The 25,414-nt window shown below is 40.5% G+C and carries 22 protein-coding genes and 1 tRNA gene; 8 read left to right on the forward strand and 15 right to left on the reverse strand.

All coding sequences use genetic code 11. The features are described from left to right. Positions 1 to 325: 325 nt before the first annotated feature. Positions 326 to 415, reverse strand: a tRNA-Ser gene (locus AAEZ02_RS05050). Between the two features lie 325 nt (positions 416 to 740). On the opposite strand from AAEZ02_RS05050, the gene punR reads away from it, so the two are divergent. From punR to AAEZ02_RS05080, 6 genes are all read left to right on the forward strand, one after another. Then, the gene (gene punR, locus AAEZ02_RS05055; protein WP_101031875.1) at positions 741 to 1,643 is read left to right on the forward strand and encodes a DNA-binding transcriptional activator PunR; all 903 of its coding nucleotides are present in this window, start codon (positions 741 to 743) and stop codon (positions 1,641 to 1,643) included. Between the two features lie 203 nt (positions 1,644 to 1,846). Continuing rightward, positions 1,847 to 2,506, forward strand: a complete 660-nt coding sequence (locus tag AAEZ02_RS05060) for a Bax inhibitor-1/YccA family protein (RefSeq protein WP_124011618.1) — start codon at positions 1,847 to 1,849, stop codon at positions 2,504 to 2,506. Between the two features lie 66 nt (positions 2,507 to 2,572). Beyond that, a complete protein-coding gene (gene tusD, locus AAEZ02_RS05065) occupies positions 2,573 to 2,962 on the forward strand; it encodes a sulfurtransferase complex subunit TusD (RefSeq protein WP_124011619.1) in 390 nt (129 codons plus the stop codon). 19 nt (positions 2,963 to 2,981) lie between these two features. Next, a complete protein-coding gene (tusC, locus tag AAEZ02_RS05070) occupies positions 2,982 to 3,338 on the forward strand; it encodes a sulfurtransferase complex subunit TusC (RefSeq protein ID WP_124011620.1) in 357 nt (118 codons plus the stop codon). Then, the gene (gene tusB / locus AAEZ02_RS05075; protein ID WP_124011621.1) at positions 3,335 to 3,640 is read left to right on the forward strand and encodes a sulfurtransferase complex subunit TusB; all 306 of its coding nucleotides are present in this window, start codon (positions 3,335 to 3,337) and stop codon (positions 3,638 to 3,640) included. Before tusC ends, tusB begins: the two co-directional genes overlap by 4 nt. Then, positions 3,634 to 3,972, forward strand: coding sequence for a TusE/DsrC/DsvC family sulfur relay protein (locus AAEZ02_RS05080; RefSeq protein ID WP_124011622.1), 339 nt, complete (start codon positions 3,634 to 3,636; stop codon positions 3,970 to 3,972). Before tusB ends, AAEZ02_RS05080 begins: the two co-directional genes overlap by 7 nt. A gap of 457 nt (positions 3,973 to 4,429) precedes the next feature. Here the strand turns inward: AAEZ02_RS05080 and serS are convergent, their stop codons facing one another. The 6 genes from serS to lrp all read right to left on the reverse strand — a co-directional run bounded on the left by serS (position 4,430) and on the right by lrp (position 11,494). Next, complete coding sequence (serS, locus tag AAEZ02_RS05085) at positions 4,430 to 5,716, reverse strand: serine--tRNA ligase (protein ID WP_124011623.1); 1,287 nt, start codon at positions 5,714 to 5,716, stop codon at positions 4,430 to 4,432. An 18-nt stretch (positions 5,717 to 5,734) separates the two neighbouring features. After that, positions 5,735 to 6,109: a fluoride efflux transporter CrcB gene (gene crcB, locus AAEZ02_RS05090; protein ID WP_101031882.1), complete on the reverse strand. Its 375-nt coding sequence runs from the start codon at positions 6,107 to 6,109 to the stop codon at positions 5,735 to 5,737. Continuing rightward, a complete protein-coding gene (locus tag AAEZ02_RS05095; RefSeq protein ID WP_351076243.1) occupies positions 6,102 to 7,433 on the reverse strand; it encodes a replication-associated recombination protein A in 1,332 nt (443 codons plus the stop codon). The genes crcB and AAEZ02_RS05095 overlap by 8 nt, the downstream gene beginning before the upstream one ends. A gap of 8 nt (positions 7,434 to 7,441) precedes the next feature. Continuing rightward, entirely contained in the window at positions 7,442 to 8,086 is a 645-nt protein-coding gene (gene lolA, locus AAEZ02_RS05100) for an outer membrane lipoprotein periplasmic chaperone LolA (RefSeq protein WP_124011625.1), read from the reverse strand. Between the two features lie 11 nt (positions 8,087 to 8,097). After that, positions 8,098 to 10,722 (reverse strand): DNA translocase FtsK, encoded by a 2,625-nt coding sequence (locus AAEZ02_RS05105; protein ID WP_124011626.1) that lies wholly within the window; start codon positions 10,720 to 10,722, stop codon positions 8,098 to 8,100. A gap of 274 nt (positions 10,723 to 10,996) precedes the next feature. Then, positions 10,997 to 11,494, reverse strand: coding sequence for a leucine-responsive transcriptional regulator Lrp (gene lrp / locus AAEZ02_RS05110; RefSeq protein WP_101031886.1), 498 nt, complete (start codon positions 11,492 to 11,494; stop codon positions 10,997 to 10,999). A 178-nt stretch (positions 11,495 to 11,672) separates the two neighbouring features. Between lrp and ald the strand changes: the two genes are divergently transcribed. Next, positions 11,673 to 12,788, forward strand: a complete 1,116-nt coding sequence (gene ald, locus AAEZ02_RS05115; RefSeq protein ID WP_101031887.1) for an alanine dehydrogenase — start codon at positions 11,673 to 11,675, stop codon at positions 12,786 to 12,788. Positions 12,789 to 12,946: 158 nt separating this feature from the next. On the opposite strand, the gene AAEZ02_RS05120 is transcribed toward ald, so the two are convergent. From AAEZ02_RS05120 to AAEZ02_RS05155, 8 genes are all read right to left on the reverse strand, one after another. Further along, positions 12,947 to 15,190: a bifunctional diguanylate cyclase/phosphodiesterase gene (locus AAEZ02_RS05120; protein ID WP_124011627.1), complete on the reverse strand. Its 2,244-nt coding sequence runs from the start codon at positions 15,188 to 15,190 to the stop codon at positions 12,947 to 12,949. Positions 15,191 to 15,413: 223 nt separating this feature from the next. Further along, complete coding sequence (locus AAEZ02_RS05125; protein ID WP_124011628.1) at positions 15,414 to 16,628, reverse strand: RsmB/NOP family class I SAM-dependent RNA methyltransferase; 1,215 nt, start codon at positions 16,626 to 16,628, stop codon at positions 15,414 to 15,416. Positions 16,629 to 17,048: 420 nt separating this feature from the next. Continuing rightward, the gene (locus AAEZ02_RS05130) at positions 17,049 to 17,606 is read right to left on the reverse strand and encodes a hypothetical protein (protein WP_124011629.1); all 558 of its coding nucleotides are present in this window, start codon (positions 17,604 to 17,606) and stop codon (positions 17,049 to 17,051) included. Positions 17,607 to 17,857: 251 nt separating this feature from the next. Further along, on the reverse strand, positions 17,858 to 18,289 hold the full coding sequence (locus AAEZ02_RS05135; RefSeq protein WP_124011630.1) for a hypothetical protein: 432 nt from the start codon (positions 18,287 to 18,289) through the stop codon (positions 17,858 to 17,860). Position 18,290: 1 nt separating this feature from the next. Further along, complete coding sequence (locus AAEZ02_RS05140) at positions 18,291 to 18,719, reverse strand: hypothetical protein (protein ID WP_123778305.1); 429 nt, start codon at positions 18,717 to 18,719, stop codon at positions 18,291 to 18,293. Between the two features lie 511 nt (positions 18,720 to 19,230). Further along, entirely contained in the window at positions 19,231 to 19,755 is a 525-nt protein-coding gene (locus AAEZ02_RS05145; RefSeq protein ID WP_124011631.1) for a hypothetical protein, read from the reverse strand. Positions 19,756 to 19,840: 85 nt separating this feature from the next. After that, on the reverse strand, positions 19,841 to 21,334 hold the full coding sequence (locus AAEZ02_RS05150) for a hypothetical protein (protein ID WP_124011632.1): 1,494 nt from the start codon (positions 21,332 to 21,334) through the stop codon (positions 19,841 to 19,843). A gap of 296 nt (positions 21,335 to 21,630) precedes the next feature. Further along, on the reverse strand, positions 21,631 to 22,608 hold the full coding sequence (locus AAEZ02_RS05155; RefSeq protein WP_124011633.1) for a transposase: 978 nt from the start codon (positions 22,606 to 22,608) through the stop codon (positions 21,631 to 21,633). A gap of 304 nt (positions 22,609 to 22,912) precedes the next feature. Here AAEZ02_RS05155 and AAEZ02_RS05160 point away from each other — a divergent pair, with 304 nt between their 5' ends. Then, positions 22,913 to 25,117, forward strand: coding sequence for a YfaP family protein (locus tag AAEZ02_RS05160; protein WP_124011634.1), 2,205 nt, complete (start codon positions 22,913 to 22,915; stop codon positions 25,115 to 25,117). Positions 25,118 to 25,414: the final 297 nt, after the last annotated feature.

Below are 25,414 nucleotides of genomic sequence, written 5' to 3' on the forward strand. Positions count from 1 at the left end.
TGGATGGCTATGTTAATTCTCAATCAACATGGCTAAAACATTAGCGTTATATGATCGATTTATCAGTCATCTACGCAATTCAGCACAGCAGAAAATCACGATATCAATCAAGGATAAGGAGAATTGTGGTTTTTGAGGAATTAATGCTTAAGCGCACAGCCAATGCTGGCATTTTGCAGCGCCTTATCTTTGTCGATTTTACTTTTGTCTTGGATTTTGTGGAGGGATAGCTTGCTTGTAATAAAGAGGAACCCGTGGGTTCAAAGTCCTATCTTTCGCCCAATAAAAAGGCCCGCTATAAATAGCGAGCCTTTTTATTTGAATGTGGCGGAGGGATAGGGATTTGAACCCTAGAACGGGATAAACCGTTGCCGGTTTTCAAGACCGGTGCATTCGACCACTCTGCCATCCCTCCGAGCGGGCGAATAATATGATAATGACCCTTTGGTGTAAAGGGTAAATTGCAAATAACCCGTTAAGTGTCTATTAAACACACAAATTAACTTATCATCTGCTGTTCGGTGATTCAAAATGTATTGCGCAGCTAATATTACTCAATGGTATTGACTCACTCAACACCAAAAGCACGCGACTGCGCTATCGGCTATTAAGCTGCGAATATAACAATGGGCTAAGCGAAAACATGATTAAACAGCCGATAACGGCAACTTTGCTTGATTTGATTAGGGTTAATGTTTACCTTTACTGCTAGTAATTTTGCCAATGCCAAGGATAGCGAGATGCTTTCAGAACAAGCATTCGAGATGATAGATATCGTGGCCCGTGTGGGTAGTTTTACCGCCGCAGCCAATAAATTGAATAAAGTGCCGTCTGCGGTGAGTTATGCAATTAAACAAATTGAAGATGACTTAGGGGTAATATTGTTTGAGCGTCACCATCGCAGTGTCAGTTTGACGCCCGCTGGTGAACATTTTGTGGCCCAGTCGCGTGACATTATGACCAAGCTTAATAATATTAAACGTGATACACAAAAAGTGGCTAATGGCTGGCGCCCTTCGTTATCTATTGCGATTGACAATATGGTGCGTGCTGACAAAATCAGTGGCTTAATTGCTGATTTTTATCGCCACTTTACCGACATAGAATTGATTATCCGCTTAGAAGTCTATAATGGAGTGTGGGAGGCTTTGTCCAGCGGCAAAAGCGATATCGCCATTGGTGCAACGTCAAGCATTCCTGTTGGTGGTACATTTAAGTCCCGCCATATGGGGATGATTGAGTGGTCTTTTTTAGTCGGTAAAAACCACCCTTTAGCTATCGCAGAGCATGCATTAACCGATGAAGAGTTATTGCAATATCCGTCAATTTGCCTGCAAGATACCGCCCATAATATTGCCCATCGACCTAATTGGTTGCTGAATAATCAGCGCAGAATTGTGGTACCTGATTGGATCAGAGCGATTAATTGTTTTAGAGAAGGCTTAGGCGTGGGATATATGCCATACCATTTGGCCGATATCTTTATTAAAGCCGGCGCGCTCATAGAAAAACAACTCGCCACACCAAAGCAAGACACAGCCTGCTGTTTAGCCTGGAATAATGCCAACATGAGCCCAGCAATGCAGTGGGTATTAGATCACCTAGGTGATACCGAAAAACTAAAAAAAGAATGGCTTAGTTAATCCTGTTACGCCAAATATGTTTTTTGTAATAGCATTACTTATCAAACCGTATATGTTAAATTAGCAACTATTAAGATGATGTTAGTTATGAATTAATTTTGGTTTAATATACATTGCTTACGCTATACAAATAGATTTAGCTTCAGAGTGAGAAATATTTTTTCTCGTAGAGCGAATCATTGAGTTAACACCTGGAGACGATAATGAATCAACAATCAGTTATATCACCCAGTCTATCGACTACTGATGTCAATAAACTGTTAAAAAACACCTACATGCTTCTGGCGATGACATTAGCATTCTCTGCTGTCACTGCTGGTTTTGCCATGGCGATAAACCTTGGCCCAATGATGTCAATAGGCTTATCGCTTGGTAGCTTGGTATTGTTATTTGTAACACTCAAAAAAGCTGACAGTTCTGCAGGTATTTTTTGGGTGTTTGCTTTTACGGGTATGCAAGGTGCTTCACTAGGTTACATTCTTAATCATTATGCCGGAATGGCAAATGGTCCTGGCTTAATTATGCAGGCACTAGGCTTAACCTCTATCATTTTCGTGTCGCTTTCGGCATATGCGTTAACCACGAAGAAAGACTTTTCATTTATGCGCGGCTTCTTATTTGCGGGTTTATTAGTGATGATCGGTGCGATGGTCATTAATATATTCGTCGGTAGCTCAATATTATTTATGGCAATGAACGCAGGTATTGCGTTGCTAATGACCGGTTTCATTCTTTATGACACCAGTCGTATCGTGAATGGCGGCGAAACAAACTACGTTCGGGCGACTATTTCATTGTACTTAGATTTTTTGAACTTGTTCATAAGCCTACTACATTTAATGGGTATTGGCAGCGACGACTAATCGTCGATAGAGTTCACTAGCAAATTACGTTAAAATGACCCTACATTAGGGTCATTTTTTTTTATCATGAGCAAATTCATCATTCAAGTAAATGGAAGCGTTTATGGCTCTACGGCCAGCTTTCGTGCATTAGCATTTTGCCAAAGCGCATTAGCCAATGGCCATCAAATCATTAATGTCTTTTTCTATCAAGATGGCGTAACTAACAGTAATGCCCTCACCTGTCCTGCTTCTGACGAAATTGATATGCATTCCAATTGGCAATCATTGTCATTAAAACATACGATACCGCTGACCAATTGTGTCTCTGCAGCTCTGCGGCGTGGCGTATTATCGCAACAAGATGCGACGGAAAATGGTAAACCACAATGGAATAGCAGCGACGCATTTACCATGGGCGGTTTAGGTGAATTAGTGGTGGGTATTGAGCAAGCAGATAGATTAATTAGTTTTTAAGGTATTAGTGGAATAGACAATGAAATCACTGGTGATTATTTTTAGGCATGCCCCTTTTGGCACCACAAGTACCCGTGAAGGGTTAGATTTTGCCATGCTCAGCGCAAGCTTTGAGCAACAAGTGAGTCTGGTATTTACCAATGAAGCGGTATTACATTTACTGGCAGGCCAAACCCCCGAACAAGCAGGCTCTAAAGATTATGTGTCGGCGTTTAAAGCGCTTTCTCTTTACGATATTGATACCGTATTGGTTTGTGCTGAATCAATGACCACATTAGGAGTACACCCCAATGACTTTAGTATTGCGGCCACAGTGGCAACTCCAGAGGTGATCACCAAAACCCTGCAAGCGGCTGATGAGGTGTTAGTATTTTGATATTACATCATATCCAAACATCAACAATGAGTGACGATGCCTTAAATACTTGCTTGCGGTATATTCACCCTACTGACAGTATTTTATTGTCTAGCGATGCGGTGAATTGTTTGTTACAAACCCAGTGGCAACAACGTTTAGCAAACATTAAGCTGTTTGTGCTGCAAGATGATCTTGTAGCAAGAGGCTTATTTGAACGCTTGATGATGTTAGCGAATAAGACTGCAAGCTCTTTTGATATTATTGATTATTCACAATTTGTTGAACAATCTTTGTTACACGATAAGGTCATCACGTGGTAAATTTTTTTGAATTTAATGGTCAGCAAATTGAAACCGATCATCAAGGCTATTTAAACAACATCAATGACTGGCAAGAATCCATGGCTGTTGTTATTGCTGCCACTGAGAATATTGAGTTGACCGAACAACACTGGGAAGTGATCCGTTTTGTACGTGATTTTTATCTTGAGTACAAAACCAGTCCAGCCATTCGAGTATTAGTTAAAGCTATTGGCCAACGTTTAGGCGCGGATAAAGGTAACTCTAAATATTTGTATACCTTGTTCCCGATTGGTCCCGCAAAACAAGCAACAAAAATTGCCGGTTTGCCAAAACCGGCAAAATGTTTATAGCAGAAAAGGCTTACAAAAAAGCCCGCTTAAGTCATCTTAAGCGGGCTTTTTAAATGGCTAACCTTAACTGAGGTTATTTTGGAAATATATTTTCTATCACTATAAATACTGCTTGAGCTAGTTCAACAATTACCAACAAAATAAAAAAGAAGATAACTGATAAATAGATAAGCCTACGATTATCACGCCGACTTGAACCCATTGCTGGTTGTACCAACCCTTATAAATATGTGACCAACTCAAACTGAGTGACACAATTTCCAATACAATGTAGGAGTAAAATATGTGCTGCGATACAGTAACGCCGTTAACTCGGTTTACGGATTGCGGGGTCACTCAACGCGCAAAAACATACAGGTCTTTTTAGAAGATGAATGTCTAAGCTCTATCTTGTACAAGACTAATGATTAAAATCCTAGCCGCGCCTAAGATTGAGTACGGCTAGGGAAAAGTGATATTAACCAATCACGCTTAAGCCACCCATGTATGGACGTAATACTTCAGGTATTGTGATGGTGCCATCTTGATTTTGATAGTTTTCAAGCACGGCCACTAACGTACGACCAACCGCCAAACCTGAGCCATTTAAGGTGTGCAATAAAGCCGGTTTGTTATCGACTTTGCTACGGTACCTGGCTTGCATTCTACGGGCTTGGAAATCTTTCATGTTCGAGCAAGATGAAATTTCACGGTAAGTATTTTGCGCCGGTAACCAGACTTCAATATCAAAGGTTTTGCTTGAACCAAAGCCCATATCACCAGTACATAACACCATGGTGCGGTACGGTAATGCTAGTAACTGTAATACTTTTTCAGCATTTGCGGTGATTTCGTCAAGCGCTTGCATTGAATTATCTGGATGAACAATTTGCACTAATTCTACTTTGTCGAATTGATGCTGACGGATTAATCCGCGGGTATCACGGCCGTAAGAGCCAGCTTCACTTCTGAAACATGAGGTTAATGCGGTCATTTTCATCGGCAGTTCACTTTCATCCACAATCATGTCGCGCACATAGTTGGTTAATGGCACTTCTGCAGTGGGGATAAGAGATAAACCTTGGCCTTCTTCTGTGGCCGGTTTAGTGTGGAATAAATCTTCACCAAATTTAGGTAACTGACCTGTACCTAATAAACTGTCTTCATTAACCAATAGCGGTACATATGTTTCGGTATAGCCGTGTTCAGTGGTGTGTAGGTCTAGCATAAACTGACCTAAAGCACGATTTAAACGGGCAATTTGGCCACGCATAATAATAAAACGTGAACCGGTAATTTTTACCGCACTTTTAAAATCTAATCCACCTAACGCTTCACCTAAATCAAGATGATCTTTGACTTCGAAATCGAATACTTTTGGGGTACCCCACCGGCGTACTTCTACATTGTCATTTTCATCAGCACCCACGGGAGCCGATTCGTCTGGCAAATTTGGCATGCTCATGGCGATGCTATTGATCTGTTGCAACAACTCAGCAAGCTCAGCCTTCTTTGCATCTAACTGCGCACCTAAATCACCCACTTGCGCCATAATGGAACTGGTGTCTTCGCCGCGCGCTTTAGCTTGACCAATCGACTTCGATATCGCATTACGCGAGGCTTGTAAGTCTTCGGTAGCCACTTGAAGCGATTTACGCTTTTCTTCAAGCTTGGTCAAATTATCGACTTCAAGAATAAAGCCACGAGTGGCTAAACGCTCGGCGGTGATGTCCAGTTCATTACGCAAAAATTTTGGATCTAGCATGTTGTCAGTTCTTTTTAGTTAAACGCGAGAAAATATAAGTTGTTGACCTAAATACACCATAAATAGACATAAGGAGACATTCAACAACACATTTAAAATAGCTTTATGCCATAAGCCTTCTTGCAGCAGCAGTAAGGTTTCATTCGAGAAAGTCGAAAACGTCGTTAACGCGCCCAATAGGCCAATGCCAATAAGCGCTTTAATTTCAGGGCTAATATGACTTAATTGCCCCATCGCATAAACGGCGCCCATTAAAAACGATCCCAATAGATTGACTAACAGTGTACCAAAAGGAAAACTGCTTCCAAATAGCTGGATCATAAAAATTGACAGAAGATAGCGTAAAACTGCACCAATTGACCCACCTAGTGCCACCAAGAACACATTAGTCATAGCGTTTGTCCTCGCTTTGTTGATCAAGTTGGTTTAACTGCGCTAATTTATCTTGAATGCGTTTTTCAAAACCTCTATTAGTAGGCTGATAAAATTGGCTATGTTGCAATGATTCAGGAAAGTAATTCTCCCCAGCAGCATAAGCACCCGGTTCATTATGAGCATAACGGTATTCTTTGCCAAAGCCGATTTCTTTCATCAATTTGGTCGGGGCATTGCGAAGGTGGTTCGGCACAGGCTCGTGTCCAGTTTGCTTAGCTAACTCACGCGCAGCGTTAAATGCGCTATAAACAGCATTACTTTTAGGCGCACTAGCTAAATACAACACCGCCTGAGCAATGGCGCGCTCACCTTCAGCGGGCCCAATACGGTGGTAACAATCCCATGCATTAAGTGCAACGGTCATGGCGACAGGATCGGCGTTACCAATGTCTTCAGAGGCAATGGCTAATAAACGTCGTGCAACATACAAGGCATCGCCGCCACCTTCTAAAATGCGGCAATACCAATACAAAGCGGCATCGGGAGATGATCCTCGCACCGACTTATGCACTGCAGAAATTAAATCGTAAAATTGATCGCCATTTTTATCGTAACCCGCAGCTTGATGCCCCGCGACTTGAGTGAGCATGTCGGTGGTAAATGCGCCACCATCACTGACTAAATCACTCATTAGCTCAAGTAAATTAAGGGCTTTTCGTGCATCGCCATCACTAATGTCGGCTAATTGCTTGGCCACATCTGCAGGTAATGTTAACTGGCGTTTGCCCAAACCCCGTTCTTCATCGGTTAATGCTTGGGTAACAATCAAACTTATTTCGTCTGGTGTGAGACGATTAATCAGGTAAACCCGCGCCCGGGATAATAAGGCATTATTGATTTCAAATGAGGGGTTTTCGGTGGTGGCGCCAATAAAAATGACCGTACCGTCTTCAATAAAAGGTAAAAATGCATCTTGCTGGCTTTTATTAAACCGGTGGACTTCATCGACAAACAATAAGGTACGTTGACCGCGGCTTTGGGCGATAGCCTTGGCTTGCTCTATGGCGGCCCGGATATCCTTTACGCCCGATGTCACCGCAGAAATACGTTCAACATGGGCGTTGGCATAATGGGCAATTAACTCTGCTAAGGTGGTTTTGCCTGTACCAGGCGGCCCCCACAGTAGCATCGAATGAGCTCGGTTAGCCTCTAACGCCCTACGCAGAGGCTGACCTTCACCTAATAAATGTGCCTGACCAATATATTCGCTAATTTCCCTTGGACGCATACGAGCTGCCAAGGGGCGAAAGTCTGGGGAAAAATCAAAACCTAAATTAGCCATCAAATAACTTAGTTAGTTTGCTTTAAACGTTGATCGTCTATATCAACGTTATCGGGCACGGCAAACTCAAATATATTGGCTTCATCAGGTTTCACCGTGCGTTGCTGAGTCAATGCAAATTGGCTTAGATTACCTTGCTCGTCAGTTAAGTTAAATTTAACTAATTGACTCGCTTCAAAACACACACTTACGGCGACAACATTACTGTTGAGTTTTTTAGGTTGGATATCAAAACAACTTGCTTTAGCGTTAACGGCACGCTTGGTGACTGAATATTTAGCCCATGTGGCTTCATCTCGATGAACCAACAAGGCCATAGGTGATGCATCAACCGCTTGAGCAACATCCATTACTGTGACTTCTTCAGCAAAGGGATTATAAATCCACAAGTTAACACCATCGGCCACAATCAGTGAATCATCAGGCTCAGTTAAATGCCAGTAAAATTGATTAGGGTACGCAAGCGCAAACACGCCGCTTCCACTTTGGATTGGTTTATTGTTAATGTCGGTCACTTGCTGGGAAAATGTCGCATGCAAGCTATCAATATTAGATAGCTTTTCGCGTAATTGGGTTGCGTCATCTGCCATCGCGGCAAAGCAACTTAAGCTCGTTGTCAATAATAGGCTTAATACTATAAAACGTTTATTCATCATCATTCCTATTATGTTCTTGGTGGCGGCGGAGCCAACACTTCACGATTACCGTTGTGGCCTTGAGCCGTCACAATACCTTGTCCTTCCATCATTTCAATAATCCGGGCGGCGCGGTTGTAACCAATTTTAAATTTACGTTGTACGCTCGAAATAGAACCTCGGCGTGTTTCGGTCACAAATGCCACCGCATCATCATATAATGCATCGAGCTCTTCTTCACTATCTGAGGTTTCACCGGGTAACAATACTTGCTCACCATCAGTGGCGCCATTAAGAATTTCTTCAATATATTGCGGCTTACCACGAGCACACCAGTCGGCAACCACTTTATGTACTTCATGGTCATCAATAAATGCACCGTGAACCCGATTTGGCAACCCCGTTCCTGGCGGTAAATATAACATATCACCCATGCCTAAGAGGGTTTCTGCACCCTGTTGATCAAGAATGGTACGAGAGTCAATACGTGATGATACTTGGAAGGCTATACGGGTCGGAATGTTAGCTTTAATCAAGCCGGTGATCACATCAACTGATGGACGCTGTGTCGCTAAAATTAAATGGATCCCTGCAGCACGAGCCTTTTGCGCAATACGCGCTATCAGTTCTTCTACTTTTTTACCGACAATCATGATCATGTCAGCAAATTCATCGACCACCACCACAATAGAGGGCAGCTTTTCTAACGGTGGCGCCTCGTCCTGCATACTTCCAGATGACTTCCATAATGGATCGGGAATGTACTCCCCTTTTGCCGCCGCATCTTTAATTTTGATGTTGTAACCTTTAAGGTTACGCACACCTAATGCTGACATTAACTTGTAACGACGTTCCATTTCACCCACACACCAACGCAATGCATTAGCCGCTTCCTTCATGTCGGTAACCACTTCACAGAGTAAATGCGGAATACCTTCATATACTGACAATTCGAGCATTTTAGGATCAATCATAATAAAGCGGACATCATCTGGGCCCGATTTATACAATAAACTGGTGATCATCGCATTCACACCTACTGACTTACCAGAACCTGTGGTTCCTGCAACCAATAGATGAGGCATCTTGCCTAAATCAACCACAACCGGCTCGCCAGCAATGTCTTGACCTAACACCATAGACAATGTCGATTTGCTATTTTTAAAGACCTCAGAATCAAGTACATCACGCATAAATACGGTTTCACGGAATTTATTAGGTAACTCTAAACCTACGTAAGCTTTGCCTGGAATAACTTCCACAACACGCACGTTTTCCGATAATAGTGAACGGGCTAAATCTTTTGATAGATTGGTAATTTTAGACGCTTTAACCCCTGGAGCTAATTCAAGTTCAAAGCGAGTGATCACAGGGCCTGGATAAACCCCCACTACATTAGCGATGATGTTAAAATCGGCCAGTTTTATTTCAACCAATCGTGCTACTTGTTGTAATTCTGCTTCACTGATTGGATTTTTCTTACGATCAGGGACGTCGAGTAAGGTAATACTCGGTAAAGGATCCATTTTTTGACGAGTTTGCTGAGGCCCTTGACCATCAATCATCACGACGCCATCAACAATTTTAGCTTCTTTTTTCGGTTTTTGTTGTGCGACTAATGCCGCTGCCGAATGAGGCTTATTAGCGACTTCCTTAGATGGCTCATCCTCCATATTCAGGTTATTGACTTCATCATCAATGTTGAAGTCAATATCATCTTTAGTCGCTACCCAAGGAGCAAAATGAGTATCGTCATTATCGACTTGCATCGACGGTTCTTGTCGAACATCAATATCAAGATCTTCATCATCAATGTCTGACACGGTAATATCTTCAGTGGGTTTAGCCTTACGACTAAAAAAGCTGCGTTTCTTTTCAACAACAGGTGGACTCACTGCTGCTGGCTTAACGTGAATAGGTGCTGGGATAGACTTCTTTGGTTGATCCTGTGATGGATCATTTTGTTGATCAATTTCATTGCGACGTTGGGTAAACTTATCAACTAATGACATAAAACCTTTAGTATCTTCGGTCTCACGTTCACGTTTTAATAATCGAGGCAGTGTCCATAATTTCTTTGCGCACCAAATAGAACCTAATCCGGTTAACTCAATAATAGTCAACCAACTAATCCCCGTTGCTAAGGTGAAACCGGCACCAATAAAACACATCAATAGCAATGTGGTACCTAGCTTATTAAAGTACGGCAGCATGGCTTGACCAATCACATCACCAGCAACGCCACCAGCGGAAAACACAAACATATCGTCGGCATTCATACTGACCAGTGCAGCCAAAGCCAGCAGCATCAAAATAAACCCGATAATTCTTAGTCCAACTGAAAAATAATCTATTTCGAACAATCGATGGGCACGATTAAAAATAAACCAACCTGTGGTGGCAATCATAATAGGAATTAAAAAGGCGATGAACCCAAAAAAATAAAACAACACGTCCGCAGTCCAAGCTCCGACAGCGCCGGTCCAGTTATGAATTTCACCTTGAAAATGCGACTGGCTCCAGCCTGGGTCACTTGGATTGAAACTGGATAACGCCAATAGAATATATGTTGCAACCATGCAACATAAAATAAGGCCACCTTCGAGCAATCGTTGAAGACCGCTGAGTGTTTTTAGACTATTTTCCTGAGTCAAACGAAAGCTTCCATAAAAAGTGAAAAATAAGGGTTAAGATAACAGAATATCACTGTATTTGCAGTGATTATGCACCTTGATTGAATCAAGCTCAATCGATTGTAATGCCGAATTAATCCTGAAACTGAAAAGCGATGGGGTTTAGTCTCAAGTTGATGATTTTATATTCGAAAATGTGTAGGTTGAATATCAAGGGTGACGTTCACCCCCCATAAGTGACGACAGATTTATCACTGAGACGCTAAAGATTTGGCTGCAAATGAAACGCTACTATTTAACCTAAGTTGTACAGTGCAACTTTATTGGTTTGCTTCACTTCTTCCATGACGACATAAGTACGAGTATCTGATATTGATGGCAGTTTCAATAAGGTTTCACCTAATAATCGTCTATATGCAGACATATCTGACACACGAGTCTTTAATAAGTAGTCAAAATCACCAGAGACTAAATGGCACTCTTGAATATCATCAAGTAATTGTACTGCACGATTAAAACGGTCAAAAATATCTGGAGTATCACGATTAAGGGTGATCTCAACAAACACTAATAAAGACGCACCGAGAAAATGCGGATTCACCAATGCGGTATACCCATTTATAAACCCCTGTTTTTCAAGCCTTTTAACTCTTTCCAAACAGGGTGTAGGACTTAACCCTACTCGTTTTGATAGCTCAACATTTGAAATGCGACCATCCAGTTGAAGTTCATTTAATATATTGCGATCAATACGGTCTAAATCATTCACTGAAAAGCTTTTACTATTTACCATATATTTAACCTTGTTTTGTCCTTAAAACAATATTTATATCTATTAAAGGAGCAACTTCAGCAGCATAATCTGCTTAAGCAGCACTATACTAGAGTCCCCTGGAATAAGCACGTTCAGGTCACAATTAATAACAACTAAACCCACTTAACGTGGGTTTTATGTCAATCGAGGCTCAAAGATGATTATTGGTGTTCCAACAGAAATCAAAAACCACGAATACCGTGTAGGCATGGTACCTTCAAGCGTACGCGAATTAACAATAAAAGGTCACGATGTTTTTGTTCAATCAGATGCGGGCGTTGGTATTGGATTTACCGATCAAGACTATACTGATGCAGGCGCCTCGATTTTAGCTACTGCAGCTGAAGTGTTTGCTAAATCAGACATGATTGTAAAAGTAAAAGAGCCACAAACAGTTGAACGTGCAATGCTACGTCACGACCAGATTTTGTTTACTTACCTTCACCTTGCACCTGATTTACCACAAACAGAAGAGCTAATGACCAGCGGTGCTGTTTGTATTGCTTACGAAACCGTAACCGATGATCGTGGCGGCTTACCTTTACTCGCACCAATGTCAGAAGTGGCTGGTCGTATGTCAATTCAAGCTGGAGCTCGCGCGCTTGAGAAATCATTGGGTGGCCGAGGCATGCTGTTAGGCGGTGTGCCTGGTGTTGAACCAGCAAAAGTGGTCATTATCGGCGGCGGTATGGTCGGTACTAACGCTGCGCAAATGGCCGTTGGTATGGGTGCTGATGTGGTGGTATTAGATCGCAGCATCGATGCTTTACGTCGTTTAAATATTCAGTTTGGTTCTGCGGTTAAAGCGGTTTACTCAACAGCTGATGCGATAGAACGTCATGTTTTAGAAGCTGATCTTGTAATTGGTGGTGTATTAGTACCGGGTGCTGCGGCGCCAAAATTAATCACTAAAGACATGGTCAAGCGTATGAAACCTGGTAGTGCAATTGTTGACGTCGCTATTGACCAAGGTGGCTGTGTAGAAACATCACACGCAACCACTCACCAAGATCCAACTTACATTGTTGATGATGTTGTCCATTATTGCGTGGCTAACATGCCTGGCGCGGTTGCACGTACTTCTACGTTTGCATTGAACAACGCAACCCTTCCTTACATTATTAAGTTAGCCAACCAAGGTTACAAACAAGCATTATTAAATGACAAACATTTATTAAACGGCTTAAATGTTATCCACGGTAAATTGGTTTGTAAAGAAGTGGCTGAAGCATTAAACCTTCAGTTCACTGAACCAAAAAGTATGCTTAACTAAGTTTACTTAATTCAATAAAAATGCCGCATTAACCAATGCGGCATTTTTTATCTCCAAGACTAACCTTATCAATATGGATTTAATCTATAACTTCACCCCCTTCTGTTCAAGGCGGTTGAGGTTTTATCCGATGATTATGATGCTGGAATCAATTCAGATTACTTGGCTAACAAATCAAAAAAGGCTTCTTGTGGCATAGGTTTATAAAAGTAATAACCTTGTACCGCTTCAATATCTTGTTGCTTAATATAATCAAGCTCAACTTGGGTTTCGACCCCTTCGACGACAATCGCCAGGTCTAACGCCCGGCTCATGCTAACAATCGCTTCAATGAGTGCTTTATGACGCGGACCCGATGATATTTTTTGAATAAATGATTTATCAATTTTTATTTGATCCACTGGGAAATTGGCCAAATAAGATAATGAGGAATACCCCGTACCAAAGTCGTCGACTGAAATTTGCATACCCCGATGTCTAAGCTCAGTCAGTAATTGATTAATAGTCTCTTGCTGCTTCATCATTAATGATTCAGTTATTTCAAGGGTAATCAATGAGTAAGGAAACTCATCCAAACCAAGCTTTTGTTGTATCACATCAAAATAGGCTAAAAACCGCTGCTGTAAATCCGGGGTCCAAAATTCTATGGTAGAAACATTAATGGATAGTGGAATGGCAAGATGACGTTTTTGCAATGCCACGACAGTGGTAAGCGCTTGCATTCTAACCCATTCACCGATTTGAACAATGAGGCCGGACTCTTCAGCAATAGGAATAAATTCATCTGGCGAAATAAATTGACCATCATGTACCCAACGCAATAATACTTCCGCTTTAATGATTTGACCACTAAATGGATTCACAATCGGTTGATAATATAGCTCGAATTCATCTTGGCTTAGTGCCGTTTTGAGGTATAAGTGAAGTTCAGCATTTCGTTCTGCATCTTTTTGTATTTGCTGATTAAAAAACTGCAGGCAATTACGCCCTTGGGCTTTAGCATTATACATGGCTTGAGTAGCGCAATTTAATATTTGTTCAACATTATCTGCATCATAAGGAAATCGAGCGAGACCAGTACTCATTGATAGCATCATATCTTGACTACCAACAATAAAATGTTTTTTCAGTTCATCAGTTAGATTATTAAACAAGCTAATCAATGACTCTGTAGACATTTTACCTGGCAAAACTAAGGCAAATTCATCGGCCGCAATACGTGCAATGAGAACATTCTCGGGGATAACACTCAATAAACGCTGGGCCACAAATTTTAGTACCAGATCACCGTTATCATGTCCGATCGTGTCGTTAATTTGCTTAAAATGATCGATGTCCATCAACATTAAATTAAATTCTTGCTTACAACCATTTACGTTGTTATTTGAATCTATCATGGTTTGTAACGTATTGAATAAATACTTTCGATTAGATAATCCGGTCAATTGATCATAGTTTGTTTGAAAATTAATTAATTTTTCAGCATTTTTACGAGCTGAAATATCAGTAATCAGCCATGCGAAACAATTTTGTTGAGTAAAGCTATCTCTAATAACCGTCACGGTAAGAGCAATATCAATAATATCATTATCGCTTTTAAGGCCTTTCAACTCCCCTTGCCAAGCCTGCCCTCGGTTTAAATTTTCAAATAAATCAGCAACCACATGATGCTGAGAATGGCTTAAAAAACGATGAACATCAAAGAGTTTCAGGTTTGAATAATAGGTAGATGTTAGCGATTTAAAAATGGGATTAACGGATAAGACTGAGTTGTCTTCAGTGGTGATCACAAGCGCGATGGGCAGGCTGTTAAAAATTTGCCGACTTAACCGTTCAATGTACATTCCACGACTTCGATCAATGGCTAAACTTGCCAAACGTGCCGCTTCTTGTATTAGGTATAAATCTTGCTCTGATGGCGATTTAACCGTGTCATAGTACATGGCGAAAGTGCCCAATACCTTTTGATTACTGTCTTTTATAGGCTCAGACCAACACGCTTTCAATCCCGCTTTTAATAGTAATGCTTTATAATCTTTCCAATTAGGATGATGCTCGATATCTTCAACAATGACACTTTCACACGTAAATGCTGCAGCCCCACAAGAACCAATATTGGGACCAATTTCGATGCCATTTATAGCATTATTATATTCTTCAGGAAGATTAGGAGCCGCACCCGATAATAGCCGTTTACCGTCATCACTGAGTAAAAGTACTGATGCCCGAGTTCCTATTTTTTGTGCTTCAATCAACAAGACTAAGTCATGAAGTATTTCGCCTAACGGAAGGCCCTGCAATACCATATCAAGTATTGTACTGTAGCGTTCAACACTTGATTCACGAAAAGAATGTTGGTTGATCTCTTCCATGAAGTGATTAATATCTGTCCCTATATCCATAACGCTCCATCATCACGGCAAATGCTTAAAAATACATTTTCTAATGTAACTATTAGATTATGCATTTATAAGAACTTTATCAACGATTTATTATGAATTTGTTAAAAAAGTGCCTTTTATCAGTAAATAATTATCCATAAAAAAAAACAGTGCAGAAGATTTGCACTGTTTTTTGTTATCTACCATCAATATGATGACTCTAAAAATCAATAGCCATGAATAACTATTCAGCTATACGTTCCATTTTAGCTAAATAGAAACCATCAAATCCACGTTCTGAAACCAAGATGTTTTCATCCTCGATAAGCGTAAACTGCGGGTTTTCAGCGAGAAACGCATCGATTTGATGACGGTTTTCTTCTGGCATAATAGAGCATGTCGCATAAATGAGCATTCCGCCAACTTTGACCATACGGCAGTAACTCTGCAAAATATGCTTTTGCAATTCAACCAGCACCGGCAAACGCTCCGGCGTATCACGCCATTTAGAATCAGGATTACGTTTTAACACCCCAAGTCCCGAACAAGGCACATCTAATAACACTCGATCGGCCGATAATTTCAGACGTTTAATGGTTTTAGAGCTAGCGATAATCCGCGTTTCAACATTATGTGCGCCAGCGCGTTTAGCCCGAGTTTTAAGGTTATCGAGTTTCCATTGCTCAACATCCATCGCAAGCAAACGACCTTTACCTTGCATTTGTGCTGCAATATGTAAGGTTTTACCACCCGCACCCGCACAAGCATCGACAACCCGCATTCCTGGTTTGGCACCCACAGCGTCAGCAACCAATTGTGAACCCGCATCTTGCTGTTCAAACCAGCCGTCTTTAAATGCATCGGTTCGAAATAGTGCTGAGTCTGATGTAACCTCAATAGCAGAAGCAACATCACTTACCACTACGGCAGTTACGCCTTCTTTTTTAAGTCTTTCAATAAGGGATTCGCGATTACATTTCAGTTCATTCACGCGTAAATAACGCTTTGGCTGCTCTGCTAGTGCTGCACGTTCAGCGGGCCATTTATCACCTAACTGTGCTTGACCTATGATTTCTAACCATTCTGGACAGCCATCCCATAGCACAGGGTCTGTTTTTGCTTGTTCAAGATTAGCACTAAATGCCGCCTGCTCAATTTGCAATGAATACTGCATTTTAGGTAAATCTAAGCCATGAAAAACATGCCAACCATTGAGTAATTTAGATCCTAAACGATCAAACTCTTCCGGTTTAATATCAACCAGAAAACAATATAAGTTTAAGCGACGTAAAATATCGCCAGTGACTTGCGTGATCCGTGCTTGCTCTGATGGGTTAAGGGTTAAACCAGAAAAATGCTCTGAATAGGCTCTATCTAATGGTTTTCCTCGGGTTAACACCATGGTTAGTACATTTAATACCAACTCTGATGAACTGCCTGACAACGGATAAGTCAACATGGGGGCTCTCTATCTAATATAACAATCAATTTAAAAACGTGCTGATCATAGGGATTAAAGCTGTTGATAGCAAGGCCATATCAGGCTTTACTCCTCACTTTGACAGCATAAACTAGCCAATCATTCTACGTTTATAGGTTTTTCTGTGAATGAGATTTTGTAACATCAAGCGCACTTAATACGCTGAATTTAACCCGTCCCCTTTCACAACTGCGTGATGTTATGTTCACTAATGCAAAGAATAAAAAAAGCGGCCCGAAAGCCGCTGATGATTAATCCTAAATATCGATTAGTCTTTTCCACTCAACCAGTCTGTATAAGACTGACCCTCAACCTGGGCAAACTCATCCATTCCTAGTAGTAAACCAAACCGACCTTGTTTAAAAGGGAGGTAAGTTGCATCCTTGAAAGGTATCGCCATCAATGTGCGGTAGTCAGGGTAATGCTTTGCTGCTGGCGGAATGGTTTTAGGCCAAACAGGATCTTGGGCGAAATTATAATGCCGATAAAAAGGCAAGCCGTCTTCTTCGCGTAAGGCATCCAATAAATAGCGTTTATTGCGTAATACCCGCTGGTTTTTCGACATCCTATTTCGTATGGAAGGGACTCCACCAAAAGCACATAAGGCTCTGGCTTGGCGGTATCGATTAACAACACCTTATACTGTAATTGGCACTGGTCGGTACCCACAAAATCGGCGCTACAGAGCAAGTCATATTGGTAGGCATACACCGGCTCATCAATATTAAAGCCCATTTCAGCCATAAAGTCGATTGTTAACATGGGGGTTAAACTCACCCTTTGTACTTGCTCTGCATGGTAAGGCGTGTCACTAAAACCCAAGCTTGTTAAACGCTGCCCAATAATGGCAAACACATCTTTAGCACTGCTAGGCAGCGGGCAGATAAAACTATCAAACCACACAGAGAGCTCTACTCTTTGATTTTCAGGATCGTCAAGAAGCACCTCATCATTCATGATAAAATCCAACCAAGCTAGATCGCTATCCTGCGATGCTAGTTGCCAAAAATCGGTTAGCTCTGGGAGTTGGAAGCCATACTCGCTACTATTTATTTAGTCATATATTTACTGACTCTTATTTAGCCACTCTATCTCTTAATTCTATAGACATATCAGGATCATTAATTGCATCAATAATATCTTGCGCCAATTTTGGATTGGTGGCCATGTTGAGTTCAGATTATCAGTCAAATATTCTGACGTTAAATTCAATTTTGATATTCACTGGGACATTTAGCTGAATCAGTAAAATCAGCAATCGAATTTACAAATAAAACTCCAATTTCCTCTATAAGCCAGTGCTCATTTTCAGCAACATATTTTATATTGAAGGATATTGGCATGTTCTCATTATCGAATCCATTAATAGATAAGCACCCGACTTTCTCATTTATTTTTTCAAAGTGTGATTTCTGCTTAAACATGTACTTTTTAAAGAGTAATTGTTCAGTTATTTCAGACTCATCTACGTTCAAATTTTTTATTAAATTTGAACTAAAAAAATCAGATTGCAACTTGTGTAGGTTATCAACACTCACAGATTGATCGTATCGATAATAGCTTGAATATAATAGTCCATTATTCATTTTTACTGCACATGCAGAAAAAAACAATAGCAAAAACAAAGTAATTGATCTCATATTATCTTCCCATTATGCTTTCTAATTCAGCTTCATAAGCCCTATTTCGACCTTTAAGAGCTCTCGCTGCTGAGCATAATAAACCTGAACATGAAGTGATAAGTTCTTCTAAATCAAAATCACCATTAACAGTTAAACTTATGACTGCTAAGTTTACTGTTGCACTATATCCAATATTCATTTCACCTTTATTTTCAAAGCTAATACTAATACGCTTGACCTTAATACCTATTTTCTCAAGAGTTGGTGTCCCGCTGAATGTTAATACACCAGCATTTCCGCTTAAGGTAGCCGTTCCACTCTGATCAACAGTAAGCTTAAAACTTCCTTTTTCAGCCATTATTTTTGTTGTTAAACCTTTATCTTTCGAATATGACGCTTCAATTAATTTAGCAACCGTAATTTTGACTTCAGCTCTAGTCATGCTCATAGTAAAAAACTCCTTTTAAGACACTATTTTTGTTTAGTGTTTATAGTTTCATCTTTAATGGTGTTAATGGTTAGGTAAAAAATCAACCTTAATGTGGATGAAGCTTTCTAATTTTACCCTATCGAAATAGCAAAACAATTATCAATTAGTATGTGATTATCTAAATATGCCGCTCGTTTTTGAAGTACTAATCCTAATTAAATGTTACCCCAATCCAATTCACGCTGTTTGAGCCAAGCAGCATCCTTGCTTAACCACACTTCTTTTGCTAATGCTAATTTTGCCATCTTATTTTACTCCTCAAGCGCTGGGATATTGTCGAGATCGGCGACACGCTGAATATCTTTTTTGTCATGTAAAAAATGCAATGCTAAAGATGCCATCTATGAATACTTGATAAAAGATTCGACATCTTTATCAAAACGGGTAACGTCCACGCTTTCAGGTTAATGGTAGTTAAAGCTGATAGCTGACAGCCGAACCGCGTGCAGCAATCTCCTTAAAAAGTAACCTAGTCTTCCATCCATTCAGGTAGAGGTAACTGCTTAAGCATTGTTTCTATTTCTTCCACCGCATCTTGTGGAATATAAAGCACGGTAAAGGCATCTTCACCATAAATGGTATACAGCCTTTGCGGGCAACGCTGCGCTGACAAGGCTAACATTTTATCGCCTACATCACTGGGCACCCAGTCTGAAGCGTATATATCGTTAATAACCAGCGTTATTTGCTCACCTGAGTCATCAAAAACAGCGGTGGCGGTTTGCCATTCATCGTCAGACTCTACACTGACAAGGGTGATGTCTTTGTCACTAATCAAGGATAAGTAATCATCGATAACATCTGCAAGGTAGTCACTTGGTGGGCAACCTTGTTCACCAAGGGCCATAGTGCCCGCAGGCGCTAAAGCAAACACCAGAAAATCATTAAGCTCAAATGAGTCATCAAACGCTCCTTCTGTTACATTTTCGTCATCCAATGCTAATTGATATTTATTAGCCCATGCCACAACATCCTGACTGCTTAACTTTGACATCTATTTTCCTTAATATTGCTATAAAATAGGCACTAACGCGTTACGTTTCCGCTTATCTCTCTTCAATAACGCTTATGGCACATGCTTAATCGCTGGGGCTGACAATCCATTCCCAACTGACCTTAATATGCGCTTTACGATTACCCGATGCGGTGCTCGACGCTTTCGCCCAATGGGATACTCGGTCCACTAACATATCGAGCATTGGCTCACATGCTAACTTCATGGCAGTAGACCCATGAATGGTTAACTGAATTTGCCCATTAAATTTTCTGTTTTTTTCTTTATTGGTCCAAATTTGTGAGCCATAGCGGGCGGCAATACGTTTGGTGTCAATTTCGGCAAAGCGAATTAAATCATCCACCCTGTTGTTTGAATGCTCATCGGCGTGTATCACTAACTGATAATACTCTGCCTTTTTATCAATCACATGGTGGAGGACTTCGCGCTCGGGGCCTTTTTCTATCTCAATGGTACAGTCGCTTGTGAGTGTCTTAGGGTCAATGACCATTACCCCTGAATCAACTAAATGAAACGCTTGGTCATCACTAAAAATGGAGATGTAACTTTTTCCATTAAGATGAAAGCATCCCGTAGCAGCGCGAAATTGATAGCCTTTTTTAAGCTGGTGTGGCCCGCTAAATAACCTACCATCCATTTGGTAGATGTGCAGTTGATTACCGCCATTACCGGTAAAATACAGATAATGACCGTCGGTCCATAAGCGGCTTTCACTGCGGGGTTGACCTAAAAAACCACCTGTTTCGCTAAAAACCGTCTCCATATCCATAATGTTATAGGGGCTAGCAAACTGCAGCGTGATAGCGCCGCTGGCGGCATCTAAGATAAAACCATGAAGGTCAGTACCCACAATGATTGAATTTTCGTGATGCATCACACTCATCACTGGGTTATCAAAAGTATGTGTCCATAGGGTATTGCCGCTGTCTAAGCACACCAGATTAACGGTATCGCCTGCCCAGGGTTGAAGGCTACTAGGCTCTTCGCGAAAAGACACATAAATTAAATAATTATCAGCAAAAAAACGACTGCGCTGAAAACCTGTAGCTTGAGAGTCATCACACTTTATTGTCCAGCGCTCAGACAGGTCATCTGAAAGCGCGATAATTTGACGAGACTCTTTTACATAAAGCCGCCCATTATGCTTAACGGCATAACCATCATAGTTAAAGATGCGCTCTTCTTGTGTCTTCTTGTTTATTACTTGCCAATAGATATCGTAATCATCATTCTCTATCAGGGTTATATCAAAATCGTTGGAAATAATTATATTAAAACCTTCTGATTCTCTTGCCAGTAACTCTGGTTTCTCAACCAATTTAAATTGATGATTTAAGTGATAACTCTTGTTATAACTTTGATGATCAGTACCAAAGTAAATGACCGGCACATCATCAAGCACATTGATAAAATAAGCACCAATGTCGTATTTTATTATTTTATATTCATCGACATAATTAATGATGCCACAATGTTGATTGGTATGAATATATATAACTGAGTCTGATTCATAAAATCTATTAGAAAACTCAAGGCTCGGAATTAAATTAATACTCATATTGCTTTTACCTCAACGATTTTAGACGTGTTTTCAGTTAATTCTTTAATAAACTTTTTCCATAACAAAAAAATCAGGCCAGCCATTATAAAACAATAACATAATGTACTTTCGAGATGTGCTCAAGCAAGATTGTGAAGGTTCGTTGCTAGAAGGCCGATATGTTATAAGTTTATGGCCGTAGATTGAAAAATGAACCAATTTCCTTCAATAATAGTGATTTTTAGCCACTATGATCCAACCCATTAGAGGATTAAGCTGATTTGGAAGACGTGGTTATTGAAAGGAGTTTTAGATTAGCCAGCTTTTAAATGCTGGCAACAACTGGCAAAGTGTCGTCGCCGTTTTTCTAGATGTTCACAATAGCTAGTGAGTTCTTGAAGTGTACCCACTGGCCCGTGAAATAGCTTTCCAAACTCAGTGGTGAGTTTGAGCCAATGATCCTGAGGGATATTCAATCTTGTGAGTAACTTAGCACTACTAACATTGATAGCGCCACGCTTGTCATCTCGAATAATACGTCCAGTATCATCGACCAGTTCAAGATAATCTTGTAGTGAAAATGCAATGCCTTTAGGTTGATTTTTACGTTCATTGCCAATGAAAGGCAGTAAATTTTTGGGTTGTTCGCCTTTCAAAGCAGCCTTAATTCGCAATTGAATGCTGGTATGGTCTGATTGCTCTGGGTTGTCAGCCATCTTGGCTCTGATAGGATTGAGGTCAACATATGCCATGCAGGCCAATACTGCTACTTCATCAAGCAGGGCCTGAGATTTAAACCTGCCCTCCCAGAAACGCCCTGTACAGTTATCTTCTTGATTTGCTTGTCTTGCTATTGGCTCATTAAGACAGCGCATGAACCAGGAGATATCACACAACCTGCTTCGATAAGTCGCGATGGTGTGTTTTAACCTGAGCACATCATGGGCTTCAACTAACTCACCTTTAACAAACTTTTGGGTTAGCTCATCACCTTTAAACAGCTTATGCCACTGCTCAAGTACTTCTCTGTCAGTCCAATGATTTGCGGTTTCGATATCGATACGTAACACCACGTGTAGATGGTTTGACATCACAGCAAAGGCGGCTACATCAATAGAGAAAACATCAATTAATTCACATAATAGTGATTCTACCCAACCACGTCGATGATCGTAATTTCGACCAGAAAATTTATCATCACCACACAGGAAAGCGCGCCGTACCACACGGCTACAGCAATGGTAAAATGGCGTGTCTTCAACACTAATCTGAGTTCTACGAGGGCGTGGCATAACAAGCTCCAACATCGATAACTTTCTTGAGTTTAGTAGAAGCTTCTAAATCACGCTATTTATCGTGGATGTCCTCATTTAGTTAAAGCAATGCCATAATGGCCATCCGCTAGCTACATTCGACCCCCCCCCATCCACCTTGTACAAAAGTGTACCTCTCAGCGCTAAATTACATCACTTATGAGTATTGATATAACATTGTTAAATCTTCATTATTTGCCATGAAATATCCTTCCATGAATTCATTATTTATGGATGATGTTTTAAAGCTTATCAATAGCGTTCAAATTAATGGAGTATGTAAATGGAATTAACAAACAAGTGGCAACTATCTATCGTTGCTATAGCACTTTCTTTTGTATTAACTGGCTGTGACTCATCTTCCGAGGATGAGGTGATTCAAAACATTGCACCGTTAATATCTGCTAGCGCTGTTGTCACTGCAATTGAAGATAGTGAATACCTGTATCAGCTAACCGTTACCGATCCAGACGATGCCAATGACGGTACGAATTTAACATTCACATTAACCAATCCGCCAGATGGCATGACCATTAACAATACAGGTCTAATTTCATGGACGCCGCTTGAAGGTGTATTAACGTCTGGCACTGTGAGTGTCACAGTCCGTGATGGCGGTGAAGATGAAGCGCAACAAGCTGTACAGGATTTTGATGTCATAGTGACCCCTGTCAACGATGCACCTTTTGTGTCTGCTATCGCAGCGCAAAGTATTGATTCTGGATCAACATTTACTTACCAATTATTAGTCTCTGATGTAGACGATACTGATACTGAAAATGACATTAGCTTTGAGCTAGTCGCCGGACCAACGGGTTTATCGATTAGTCCTTCAGGCTTAATGAGTTATACATCTTCCGTATTAGAAACAATATCAACCGACATTTCTGTACAAGTTACTGACGGTGGTGAAGATGGCGTTGCTCCAGTTCAAGTTAGTTTCAATTTAAATGAAAAGTATTTTTATACTATTTCTGGCACCACAATTAACTATTTTAATGGCGAAGTTATCCCGGATAGTGTTGTGAGTTTGTCTAATGGCAACCTAGTTGTTAATACGACAACCTCTGATGCAGAAGGATTATTCACATCTAAAATTCAAGATATCCAATTAAGTGACCGATTGACTCTTGTTGCCGATGCATCGGATTATTCAGAAGCTGCGTTGAGCATTTCAAGAAATGAGTTAACCCAAGAGCACAATTTACTATTACAACCAGTCCATGCATCTATTAGTTTTGATGCGACTCAAGTCTCTGAGCTAGCTGTTGATGGTAATGTGCTTGTTACCTTACCTGAAAACAGCCTTGTCGACTTGAACGGTAACCTTGTGTCCTCTGCAGTTGTAGCTGAACTAACGGTCATTAACCCGGCTATTGATATTGAAATGATGCCAGGTGATATGCTCACAACAAACAGTGCTAACGAAATTGTGCCAATAGAATCATTTGGTGCTATTACAGTCAGTTTTGTTGATAGTGCAGGTAACAAGCTACAACTCGCTCCAAACAAAGTCGCGCAGATTAAAATACCTGTTGCAGGTACTAATCCCCCCGCGACGATACCGCTTTATTATTTCGACACCACGTCAGGTTTATGGATTGAAGAAGGTGAAGCACTATTATTTTCAGTCAACGATGAATCATTTTATCAAGGTAATGTTAGTCATTTCACTACTTGGAATGCTGATATGATTTACGACACCATTATAGTAAATGGTTGTGTGGAAGACGAAGATGGTAATTTATTAAATGGTGCTCGCGTTATTTCAGACGGACGTGATTACTTGGGGCGCTCACTCACATTCTCTATCGATGATGGCACATTTAGCATCCCGGTTAAGAGTCATTCTACCGTTTTACTTGGTGCAACAATCGAATTTCAAAGCCGTACATCTATTATTAACACTTTTGAAGAGGACATCACCTTAGCTGAGTGTTTAGTGCTATCTGAAGCGTTAACCAAAATAACCTTGAACTGGGGTGAAGCACCCCGAGATTTAGACTCACATCTCTATATCACTGATGCTGAAGGTAATGAAAGCCATGTGTATTATGCCAATTCAGAAGTCACTATTAATGAAACCATCATCTATTTAGATGTTGATGATATAACAAGTTATGGGCCTGAAGTGATTTCTATTCCTCAATTTCCTGTTGAAGGTAGTTACGATTATTACGTAAAGAATTTTTCTGACTCACCAGACATTAACCCAGCGACAACACGCGTTGAATTTATATTTAATAATGAACAACATATATTTAGCCCTCCAACAGATGGTATTACAAAATGGTGGCATGTAGCTAAAATTGAAAAAGATGCTGATGGTCAGTTATTGTTCGCTGCCATCAATGAATGGAGCGAAGAACCGCAGTCGGTGACTGTGCAATCATCACAAAGACAGCAATCAGTTGTTCCAATCAAAAAAATTGAATCAATTGTTAAAGGCATGATTAATAGCAAGTATTACGATAATCATACCAAGTAAATAGCGAGAGGGATTAAGTTAACACTTAATCCCTTTTTTATTCATTATTTAGTTTGTTACTGTCTTTAATGAATTTATCCACTTTACCTTTCTCAAACCTCATCGCCTTCCTCAAACTAGCTTCATTTTTCTCGATTACCTATTCCTGCAGCACCATCAGGGTAATCGGCCGCCCTAGCGTCAAAAGACCATCGGGTACAACAAAATTTTTCTATATTCAGCTGGACGAGGTCTTTAAATAGCCATTTTATGAAGTAACAAGATAACCCCCTTTTTATTTGAGTTGCCAACACCTAC

It is taken from the genome of Shewanella sp. T24-MNA-CIBAN-0130 (assembly GCF_040310185.1).
In the GTDB taxonomy this organism is placed as follows: domain Bacteria; phylum Pseudomonadota; class Gammaproteobacteria; order Enterobacterales; family Shewanellaceae; genus Shewanella; species Shewanella psychromarinicola.

What these genes read in the sequence shown, in the direction of transcription:
- punR (WP_101031875.1), top strand. Translation starts at nt 741, where the DNA reads ATGCTTTCAGAACAAGCATTCGAGATGATAGATATCGTGGCCCGTGTG.
- AAEZ02_RS05060 (WP_124011618.1), top strand. Translation starts at nt 1,847, where the DNA reads ATGAATCAACAATCAGTTATATCACCCAGTCTATCGACTACTGATGTC.
- tusD (WP_124011619.1), top strand. Translation starts at nt 2,573, where the DNA reads ATGAGCAAATTCATCATTCAAGTAAATGGAAGCGTTTATGGCTCTACG.
- tusC (WP_124011620.1), top strand. Translation starts at nt 2,982, where the DNA reads ATGAAATCACTGGTGATTATTTTTAGGCATGCCCCTTTTGGCACCACA.
- serS (WP_124011623.1), bottom strand. Translation starts at nt 5,716, where the DNA reads ATGCTAGATCCAAAATTTTTGCGTAATGAACTGGACATCACCGCCGAG.
- crcB (WP_101031882.1), bottom strand. Translation starts at nt 6,109, where the DNA reads ATGACTAATGTGTTCTTGGTGGCACTAGGTGGGTCAATTGGTGCAGTT.
- AAEZ02_RS05095 (WP_351076243.1), bottom strand. Translation starts at nt 7,433, where the DNA reads ATGGCTAATTTAGGTTTTGATTTTTCCCCAGACTTTCGCCCCTTGGCA.
- lolA (WP_124011625.1), bottom strand. Translation starts at nt 8,086, where the DNA reads ATGAATAAACGTTTTATAGTATTAAGCCTATTATTGACAACGAGCTTA.
- lrp (WP_101031886.1), bottom strand. Translation starts at nt 11,494, where the DNA reads ATGGTAAATAGTAAAAGCTTTTCAGTGAATGATTTAGACCGTATTGAT.
- ald (WP_101031887.1), top strand. Translation starts at nt 11,673, where the DNA reads ATGATTATTGGTGTTCCAACAGAAATCAAAAACCACGAATACCGTGTA.
- AAEZ02_RS05120 (WP_124011627.1), bottom strand. Translation starts at nt 15,190, where the DNA reads ATGGATATAGGGACAGATATTAATCACTTCATGGAAGAGATCAACCAA.
- AAEZ02_RS05125 (WP_124011628.1), bottom strand. Translation starts at nt 16,628, where the DNA reads ATGTTGACTTATCCGTTGTCAGGCAGTTCATCAGAGTTGGTATTAAAT.
- AAEZ02_RS05130 (WP_124011629.1), bottom strand. Translation starts at nt 17,606, where the DNA reads ATGAATGATGAGGTGCTTCTTGACGATCCTGAAAATCAAAGAGTAGAG.
- AAEZ02_RS05135 (WP_124011630.1), bottom strand. Translation starts at nt 18,289, where the DNA reads ATGAGATCAATTACTTTGTTTTTGCTATTGTTTTTTTCTGCATGTGCA.
- AAEZ02_RS05140 (WP_123778305.1), bottom strand. Translation starts at nt 18,719, where the DNA reads ATGAGCATGACTAGAGCTGAAGTCAAAATTACGGTTGCTAAATTAATT.
- AAEZ02_RS05145 (WP_124011631.1), bottom strand. Translation starts at nt 19,755, where the DNA reads ATGTCAAAGTTAAGCAGTCAGGATGTTGTGGCATGGGCTAATAAATAT.
- AAEZ02_RS05150 (WP_124011632.1), bottom strand. Translation starts at nt 21,334, where the DNA reads ATGAGTATTAATTTAATTCCGAGCCTTGAGTTTTCTAATAGATTTTAT.
- AAEZ02_RS05155 (WP_124011633.1), bottom strand. Translation starts at nt 22,608, where the DNA reads ATGCCACGCCCTCGTAGAACTCAGATTAGTGTTGAAGACACGCCATTT.
- AAEZ02_RS05160 (WP_124011634.1), top strand. Translation starts at nt 22,913, where the DNA reads ATGGAATTAACAAACAAGTGGCAACTATCTATCGTTGCTATAGCACTT.